The organism is Variovorax sp. E3 (genome assembly GCF_016082275.1).
GTDB lineage: Bacteria > Pseudomonadota > Gammaproteobacteria > Burkholderiales > Burkholderiaceae_C > Variovorax.
In genome coordinates this window covers 1-6,235 of the sequence record NZ_MOWM01000256.1, presented here as the reverse complement: position 1 = coordinate 6,235, position 6,235 = coordinate 1, and the positions used below count along the sequence as shown (strand labels likewise).

The 6,235-nt window shown below is 66.4% G+C and carries 5 protein-coding genes and 1 pseudogene; 2 read left to right on the top strand and 4 right to left on the bottom strand.

Going from position 1 to position 6,235, the window contains the following annotated elements; all coding sequences use genetic code 11:
* Positions 1–1,204 (bottom strand): annotated as a pseudogene (locus BMG07_RS39275) (5-methyltetrahydropteroyltriglutamate--homocysteine S-methyltransferase); the annotation flags it as partial.
* A 101-nt stretch (positions 1,205–1,305) separates the two neighbouring features.
* Here BMG07_RS39275 and BMG07_RS39270 point away from each other — a divergent pair.
* Positions 1,306–2,232, top strand: coding sequence for a LysR family transcriptional regulator (locus BMG07_RS39270; RefSeq protein WP_198089012.1), 927 nt, complete (start codon positions 1,306–1,308; stop codon positions 2,230–2,232).
* A 7-nt stretch (positions 2,233–2,239) separates the two neighbouring features.
* Here BMG07_RS39270 and BMG07_RS39265 read toward each other — a convergent pair whose 3' ends face one another.
* From BMG07_RS39265 to gcvA, 3 genes are all read right to left on the bottom strand, one after another.
* Entirely contained in the window at positions 2,240–2,899 is a 660-nt protein-coding gene (locus BMG07_RS39265; protein ID WP_269759850.1) for a hypothetical protein, read from the bottom strand.
* An 83-nt stretch (positions 2,900–2,982) separates the two neighbouring features.
* Positions 2,983–3,621 carry a DUF1345 domain-containing protein gene (locus tag BMG07_RS39260; RefSeq protein WP_198089011.1) on the bottom strand — a complete coding sequence of 213 codons (639 nt, stop codon included), beginning with the start codon at positions 3,619–3,621 and terminating at the stop codon, positions 2,983–2,985.
* A gap of 29 nt (positions 3,622–3,650) precedes the next feature.
* Positions 3,651–4,637 (bottom strand): transcriptional regulator GcvA, encoded by a 987-nt coding sequence (gene gcvA, locus BMG07_RS39255; protein ID WP_198089010.1) that lies wholly within the window; start codon positions 4,635–4,637, stop codon positions 3,651–3,653.
* Positions 4,638–4,791: 154 nt separating this feature from the next.
* Here gcvA and BMG07_RS39250 point away from each other — a divergent pair, with 154 nt between their 5' ends.
* Positions 4,792–6,099 carry an MFS transporter gene (locus BMG07_RS39250; RefSeq protein WP_198089009.1) on the top strand — a complete coding sequence of 436 codons (1,308 nt, stop codon included), beginning with the start codon at positions 4,792–4,794 and terminating at the stop codon, positions 6,097–6,099.
* Positions 6,100–6,235 lie beyond the last annotated feature (136 nt).

The following is a 6,235-nucleotide window of genomic DNA, read 5'->3' as shown; positions in this document are numbered from 1 at the left end:
CTGGCGCGGCGCGCGGTCACGGCGGCGCGGGCGACGGCAAGCTCGGCGGCCACGGAGGCTTCGTTGCCGTCGACCACGGCGCGCAGCACGCGCAGCTCGTCGAGCTTCTCGACCGCGAAGGCGAGCCACGACTTCAGTTCGGTGTCGAGCCGGGTCTCGGCCGCGAGGCTGAACGGCACGTGCAGCAGCGAGCACGACGGCGCGATCCACAGTTCGCCCTTGTGCTTTTCAGCGACGGGCTTGAGCTTGGCCAGCGCGGCATCGACGTCGGTGCGCCAGATGTTGCGGCCGTCGACCACGCCCACCGACAGCACCTTGTGCGCCGGCAGCCAGTCGGCCACACCGGTCAGCTCCTGCGGCGAACGCACCGCGTCCACGTGCAGGCCCGCCACCGGCAGTTGGCACGCCAGGCGCAGGTTGTCGGACAGCGGCGAGAAGTACGTGGCCAGCAGCAGCTTGGGCGCGCTGCGGGCGAGCTGCCAGTAGGCGCGCTCGAAGGCGTTGCGCCAGGCATCGGGCAGGTCGAGGCCGAGGATGGGCTCGTCGATCTGCACCCACTCCACGCCCTGCTGCTTCAGGCGCGCGAGCACCTGCTCGTACACAGGCAGCAGCGCATCGAGCAGCGAGAAGCGGTCGAAGCCGGCCTGCTTCTCCTTGCCCAGGTACAGAAAGCTCAGCGGCCCCAGCAGCACGGCCTTGACCGCGTGGCCGGCCTGCTGCGCCTGCGCCACTTCGTCGAACAGGCGCGTGGACGCGAGCTTGAACTGCGTTGCGGCGTTGAACTCGGGCACGAGGTAGTGGTAGTTGGTGTCGAACCACTTGGTCATTTCCAGCGCAAAGGTGCCTTCGTTGCCGTGGTTGCAGCTTTCGTCGTGCACATGGCCGACCTCTCTTCGACACCGCGCGCCATCTTGAAGTAGCGCGAGAGTTCGGCGTCGTCGCCCTTGAAGTCGAAGCGCGCCGGCTCGCAACCGAGCAGCTGGATGTGGTTGGCCACATGGTCGTAGTAGGCGAAGTCGCCGACCGTCACGAAGTCGAGGCCCGCATCGCGCTGGGCCTGCCAGTGGCGCGCGCGCAGTTCTTCACCGACGGCTTCGAGCGCGGCGCGGTCGATCTCGCCGCGCCAGTGCTTTTCGACGGCGAACTTGAGTTCCCGGTGAGCGCCCATGCGCGGGAAACCGAGGGTGTGGATGCGGGTGGTCATTGCAGGTAATCCGGTGGCTGATTTTTGGAACCCGGCAATGGTCGGCGTTTGGGGCATATGATTCAAACGAAACCTTTTGCCCATTCGCTTGAATCATTTTCATGTTGCAGTCGATCCTCGAAATACGCCACCTGCGCACGCTCATCGCGTTGCGCGACACGGGCAGCCTGGTGCGCGCGGCCCAGTTGCTGAACCTCACGCAGTCGGCGCTGTCGCACCAGATCAAGCTGCTCGAAGACCGCTACGGCGCGCAGCTGTTCGAGCGCAAGTCGGTGCCGCCGCAGTTCAGCACCACGGGCCTGCGGCTGCTGCAGCTGGCCGACACCGCCCTGCCCCTGGTCGAAGAAGCCGAGCGCGACGTGGCGCGGCTGGCGCTGGGGCGCAGCGGGCAGTTGCGCATCGTGGTCGAGTGCCACACCTGCTTCGACTGGCTCATGCCGGCGATGGATGCGTTTCGCCAGCGCTGGCCCGAGATCGAGCTCGACATCGTCTCGGGCTTTCACCCCGACCCGATCGCGCTGGTGATGCAGAACCGCGCGGAGGTCGCGATCGTGTCGGAGGAAGATCCGGACGAAACGGTCGACTACCACGCGCTGTTCCGCTTCGAGATCATGGCGCTGCTGGCCAACGACCATCCGCTGACGGCCAAGTCGCACCTCACGGCGCGGCACTTCGCCGATCAGACGCTCATCACTTACCCGGTGCCCGACGAGATGCTCGACATCGTGCGACAGGTGCTGGCGCCGGCGGGCGTGGAACCGAAGCATCGCCGCACGACCGAACTCACGGTGGCGATGCTGCAGCTGGTGGCCAGCGGGCGCGGCGTGGCGACGCTTCCGCTGTGGGCGGTGCAGAACTACCTGGACCGCGGCTACGTCACGGCCCGACGCGTGGGCAGCAAGGGCCTGACGGGGCGGCTCTACATGGCCTGCGCGCAAGGCACGTCGGCTCAGCCGTGGCTCGCGGACTTCGTGCGCATCACGCGCGAGAGCTGCTTCAAGAGCCTGCCCGGCATCGAGCTGCTCTGAGCCGGCGTCAGAAGCGCGTGCCCACCGACAGCCGCACCATGTTCTGCGCCGTGAAGTTGACCTTCGGGTCGTAGGCCGCGCGAACGAAGAAGCGCGGCCAGTCGTAGGTGACGGTGAGGCCCGCGCGGCGGATGAACTGCCCTTCGATCGTGCCCTGCTTGGCCAGCAGGTCGACGGTCAGGCGCTGCCGGTCGGGCAAGGGCTGGCGGTAGACGAGGTGCACGTCCTGCTGGTCGGGGTTGAGCCGGTTGTCGCGAATCAGCGAGAGCGACAGCGCGGTGCCGTCGGTCCATTTGTAGCCGCCGTAGACCGTGTACGAATCGTTCGGGTCGAAATTGAGGTTCGCGTAGTTGCGCAGGTTGGTGCGCCCCAGCCCCGCGCCGACGAACCAGCTGTCGCCGGTTTCCACGGCCAGGCTGCCGCCCACGAAACCGCCCGATGCCGCCTGCAGCGAAGGCAGCACGCGCACCGGCCCGAAGGTGAAGGTGTGGTCCCAGCCCACGCGGGGCTGTGCGAAATCGAGCACCGGCGAGCGGAACCAGCCGACCCATATGTTGCCGTCGCCGTAGGTGTAGCGCAGGTTCAGGTCCAGCCCCGGTCCCGAGGGCTGGCCGCCGCCGGACACCCGGTAAGCGCCGACGGTGAGCTTGAAGGGCAGCTCGGGCATGTCATCGTCCGCCCACGCGGCAGGTGCGAGACAGAGCAGGACGATGGCTGCGAATCGGTGGTGTGGGTGCGGTGCCATCGCGCTCAGAACATGCTCGCGCCGATGTTGATCAGCAAGGCCAGCACCGTCGTGTTGAACAGGTACGCCAGGATGCAATGGACCGAGCCGATGCGGCGCATGGCCTTGGACACGAAGGACACGTCGGCCGTCTGGCCCGAGGTACCGATCACCGCCGAGAAATAGAAGAAGTCGCCGTAGGTCGGCATCTCGTCGTCGGGGAATTGCAGCCCGGGCTTCTTTCCCCGGCTCACGGCCGCGTAGTAGTCGTGCGCGTAGTGCAGCGTGAACATGATCTGCGTGAAGGCCCACGACGACATCACCGTGAGCCCGGCCAGCGCGATGTGCGCGATCTTCTCGAGGCCGTGCATGTCTTTCACCACGGCGAGTTCGCCGCCGATGGCCGCCAGGCTCGCGATGGCCGACACCACCACCAGCACGAGGATCGTGATCTGCCCTTCGTCCTGCAGCTGCGCGCGGTAGCGCATGTGCTGCTGCGAGGAGCGGGTCATCATCGTCGCGGCCAGCGCCACGTAGAGGCAGGCACCGGTGTTCCAGGCAATCAGCAGCCGCGTGACCAGATGGGCCTCGACGCCCGACGGCAGCAGGATGCCCACGACGATGCCGATGGCGGTGGCCATGAAGAGCCGCGGCCGCGCGACCATCGGACGAAGGAATCGGTGTCTTTGAAGTTTCATCGGGGCCGAGGCAAGGCGCGCCTTCGAGGCGGCGGCGTGGAAGAGGAGCCTGCGACTGTCGGCGAAACTGTCTTGCGGCGACCTGACGAAGGCCGCTTTTTGCGTGCGGCTTCGAGCATCCAGTCACGGAAGGCTGCGACCTTCGGCCGATCGCGGCTGACTTCGGGACACACGAGGTAATACGCGAAGTCTTCGAGCCAGGTCGCGCCCGACAACGCGACGAGCCGGCCTTCGGCAATTTCGGACGCCATCATGGCGGCAGGCAGCAACGCCGCGCCCTGCCCCGCGAGCACGGCCTTCAGCAACAGGCCGGCGTCGTCGAAGGAAGGCCCGCGAACGGGGCCGGAATCTTCGATGCCCTGCGCCTCGAACCACAGGCGCCAGCCCTTGCGCTGCGCATCGTTCACGCGCGGCCAACGCAGCAGGTCCGCCGGCTTTTTCGGCTTGCCGAGTTCGGCCACCAGCGCGGGGGCGGCGACCGCCGCGACCTCGACCGTCAACACGCGTTGGCTGGACAGCCCCGGGTAGTGGCCCATGCCGTGGCGGATGGCAACGTCGACGCCATCGCGCGAGAAATCGGCCAGCGCCTGGCTGGTCTGTACCTGCAGGTCGATGTCGGGGTGCGCGTCCTGGAACGATTTGAGGCGCGGCACCAGCCACGCCGACGCGAAGAACGGCGTGGTGCTCACAGTGAGAAGGCCGGTCTCCGCGGGCACGGCCAGCTTCTGGGTTGCATCGCTGATCTGCCGGAAAGCGTTGCGCACGGGCGGAAGGTAAGCCTGGCCGGCGTCGGTGAGGAAGATGCCACGGCTCACGCGGCGGAACAGCTGGACGCCCAGGTGTTGCTCCAGTGTCTTGACGAGCTGGCTGACGGCGCCGGGGGTGACGCACAGCTCGTCGGCTGCATTCTTCACCGAGAGATGGCGCGCGGAAGCCTCGAAGGCGCGCAGCGCATTGAGCGGTGGAAGCTGGTGCTCTGTCATTTAGAAAATCTGATTTGTTGCACGCAGAAATTCTGGCTTGTGAAGGCTGCTGCGAAGCGGGATATTGGCATACCTCGGCTCCAGAGATAAACCCTGGTGTGCCTTGCCTCTGATTCTTCAGCCTTAGATGATCTGATTCCATGGACCTCCGCTCGTGAACCCATCATCCACTTCTTCTGGGACTCGCGGTCTCTTTCGCGGCTGGCTTGTTGTCGCGGGCGCTTTCGCCGTGACCTTCGTCGGCTTCGGGAGCGCCTACACCTTCAGCGCTTTTCTCGAGTCGCTGCAAAAGGACTTCGGTGCCTCGCGCGGCTCGGTCTCGCTCGTGTTCTCGCTGGCAGGCTTTCTGTACTTCGGGCTGGGTGTGCTGAGCGGGCCGCTGGCTGACCGTTGGGGATCTCGGCGGTTGGCGGTCGCGGGCATGGTGCTCGTCGGCGTCGGGCTGGCCTTGGCGAGTCAAGCCCAGAGCCTGGCGCAGATCTACCTGGCGTACGGGCTCGGTGTCGGACTGGGCGTCGGCGCATCGTATGTGCCGGTGCTGGGCGCGGTGCAGCGCTGGTTCGTGAAGCGGCGCGGGTTCGCGTCGGGGCTGGCCGTGAGCGGCATCGGCGTGGGCACGCTGGTAATGCCGCCGCTGGCTTCGTTCCTCATCGCGGCCCTGGGATGGCGCCATGCATATCTGGCACTCGGGGGCTTGGCCGTGGTGCTGGGCGTGGGCCTGGCGCTGCTGATCGAGAACGATCCTAAAGATCGCGGGCTCGGCCCTGATGACGATCCGCCGCAGCCGCAATCCGCTGCGGCCGCGCCGGCCGGGTTCACGGTGCGCGACGCGGTGCGCTCACGGCGCTTTGCCGGTTTGTACGCGGCCTGCCTGATCAGCTCGTTCGGTTTGTTCGTGCCGTTCGTGCACCTGGTGCCCTATGCGCTGGACCATGGCGTGCCGTCGACGTCCGCCGTCTTGCTGCTGGGCGCGATCGGCGTGGGCAGCACGGCCGGGCGGTTTTTTCTGGGCGGACTCGCCGATCGCATGGGGCGGGTGCGAACCATGCTGTTGATGTCGACGGGCATGGCGTTGTCGCTGCTCGTCTGGGCCGCGTCGAACGGGTTCTGGGGGCTCGCGGTGTTCGCCTTCTTTTATGGCGCGTTCTATGGTGGCTTTGTTGCGCTTCTTCCCGCGTTGGTGATGGATTATTTTGGTGGGCGCAACATCAGCGCGATCATCGGCGTGCTCTACACCAGCGTGGCTTTCGGCACGCTGGTCGGGCCGGCCGCAGCGGGCTTTGCCTTCGACATCAGCCGCAGCTACATGCTGCCAATCTTGTTCAGTGCGGGAGCCAACCTGGTGGCCGCCGGGATCATGAGCGCAATGTCACGGATGGACGCTTCTTCTGCAAAGCAGGCCAATACTGCCGCGCTGCGGGGTACAGTCGGGCATGACTCCACACACGCCCGTCGCACCTAGCCCGCCTCCCGCAGCCGCTCCTGTCGAAATCACGGAAACCCAGGCGTTCACGCAGGCCTGGGTTTTGTTTACTGTATTGCTGTTGGTGGTGGTTGGAGTTTTGTGGGCGCTGCAGGCTCATTACGGCTGACCGCTC